We start from the raw sequence: 2,013 nt of genomic DNA on the forward strand, positions 1-2,013 counted from the left end.
GTCGCGACCTGGTACCCGTCCATCGCCGCCTGCAGCGCACAGATCGGGTCGATCTCGGTGACGATCACCCGCGCGCCCTGACCGCGCAGCGACTCCGCGGACCCCTTGCCGACGTCGCCGTAGCCGAAGACGACCGCCGTCTTGCCACCGATGAGGACGTCCGTGGCGCGGTTGATGCCGTCGATCAGCGAGTGGCGGCAGCCGTACTTGTTGTCGAACTTCGACTTCGTCACCGCGTCGTTCACGTTGATCGCCGGGAAGAGCAGGGCGCCCTCGCGGTGCATCTCGTAGAGGCGGTGGACGCCCGTGGTGGTCTCCTCGGAGACCCCGCGGACCTCGGCAGCGAGGGACGCCCAGTCGATCGCGCTGCGCCCGAGCAGCTCGAAGACCAGGCGCAGTTCCTCGTTGTCGGCGGTGGAGGGGTCGGGCACCGCGCCGGCCTTCGCGAACTCGACGCCCTTGTGGACGAGGAGGGTCGCGTCACCACCGTCGTCGAGGATCATGTTCGGGCCGGAGTGGCCCGGCCAGATCAGCGCCTGCTCGGTGCACCACCAGTACTCCTCCAGGGTCTCGCCCTTCCAGGCGAAGACCGGTATGCCCGCCGGGCTCTCCTGGGTGCCGGTCGGGCCGACCGCGACGGCCGCGGCCGCGTGGTCCTGGGTGGAGTAGATGTTGCAGGACACCCAGCGCACCTCCGCCCCGAGCGCGACGAGGGTTTCGATCAACACGGCGGTCTGCACGGTCATGTGCAGGGAGCCGGTGATACGGGCACCCGCGAGCGGCTGCGAGGGGGCGTACTCCTTGCGGATCGACATCAGACCGGGCATCTCGTGCTCGGCCAGGGTGATCTCCTTGCGGCCGAAATCCGCGAGCGAGAGGTCTGCGACCTTGAAGTCCATGGGGTTCTACTCCGTGATGGTGGTGGCTGTGACGTTCCGGTCCAGGTTCAGGTTCTGATGGATCTCTAGAGTCGCGGTGGACTTGTTGAGGGTGATGTAGTGCAGGCCCGGCGCCCCCTCGGCGAGCAGCCGCTCGGCCATCCGGGTGGCGTACTCGACGCCGATGCGGTGCCCGTCCGCGGGATGGTCCTTGGCCGCTTCGAGGCGCTGGGCGAGTGCCTGGGGGAATCGGGCGTCGCTCAGTTCGGAGAAGCGCCGGATCTGCCGGTAGTCGGTCGCGGGCATGATCTCGGGGATCACCGGGGTCAGACAGCCCACCGAGCACAGCCGGTCGCGCAGCCGGAGGTAGTCCTCGACGTGGAAGAACATCTGGGTGATGGCGTAGTCCGCGCCGGCCCGGCACTTGGCGGCGAAGTGGCGGACGTCCTCGTCCCATGAGGGTGAGCGGGGGTGGCGCTCGGGGAACGCCGCCACGCCGACCGTGAAGTCACCCAACTGGCGTATGAGCGTGACCAGTTCGTGGGCGTGGCGCAGACCGTCGGGGTGCGCCGTCCAGTCCCCCTTGGGGTCGCCGGGCGGGTCCCCGCGCAGCGCCAGGACGTCACGGATGCCCGCGTCCGCGTACTGCCCGATGATGTGGCGCAGCTCGGCCACCGAGTGTCCGACGGCGGTGAGGTGGGCGACCGGGCGCAGGGTGGTCTCGGCGGCGATGCGCTTGGTGACCTCGACGGTCCGGTCGCGGGAGGAGCCGCCGGCGCCGTAGGTGACGGAGACGAAGGAGGGGGCGAAGGACTCGATCCGGCGGATGGCGTTCCACAGCACCCGCTCCCCCGCGTCCGTCTTCGGCGGGAAGAACTCGAAGGAGAAGCTCTGCCGGCCCTGGGCCAGTAGTTCCCGGACGCCGAGCGTGGCCGGGGCGGACGTGCGGGGGCGCTCGGCGGTGACGGTTGCAGGTGCGGTGAGTGTGGCCGACATGTCTGTCTCCTTTCTCAGCGTGACGTGCTCAGCGCGCGTTGAAGTACTTCGCTTCGGGGTGGTGGATGACGATGGCGTCGGTGGACTGTTCGGGGTGGAGCTGGAACTCCTCGGAGAGGTGGACGCCGATCCGTTCGGG

Annotated in this window: 2 protein-coding genes; both read right to left on the reverse strand. The window is 69.3% G+C overall.

The window, feature by feature from the left end; all coding sequences use genetic code 11:
* A partial coding sequence (locus ACIBEA_RS44475; protein WP_399270267.1) for an adenosylhomocysteinase occupies nucleotides 1-899 on the reverse strand: 899 nt, incomplete at its 3' end.
* A gap of 6 nt (nucleotides 900-905) precedes the next feature.
* Complete coding sequence (gene metF / locus ACIBEA_RS44480) at nucleotides 906-1,874, reverse strand: methylenetetrahydrofolate reductase [NAD(P)H] (RefSeq protein WP_399270269.1); 969 nt, start codon at nucleotides 1,872-1,874, stop codon at nucleotides 906-908.
* Nucleotides 1,875-2,013 lie beyond the last annotated feature (139 nt).

This window comes from Streptomyces sp. NPDC051555 (genome assembly GCF_044454405.1).
In the GTDB taxonomy this organism is placed as follows: domain Bacteria; phylum Actinomycetota; class Actinomycetes; order Streptomycetales; family Streptomycetaceae; genus Streptomyces.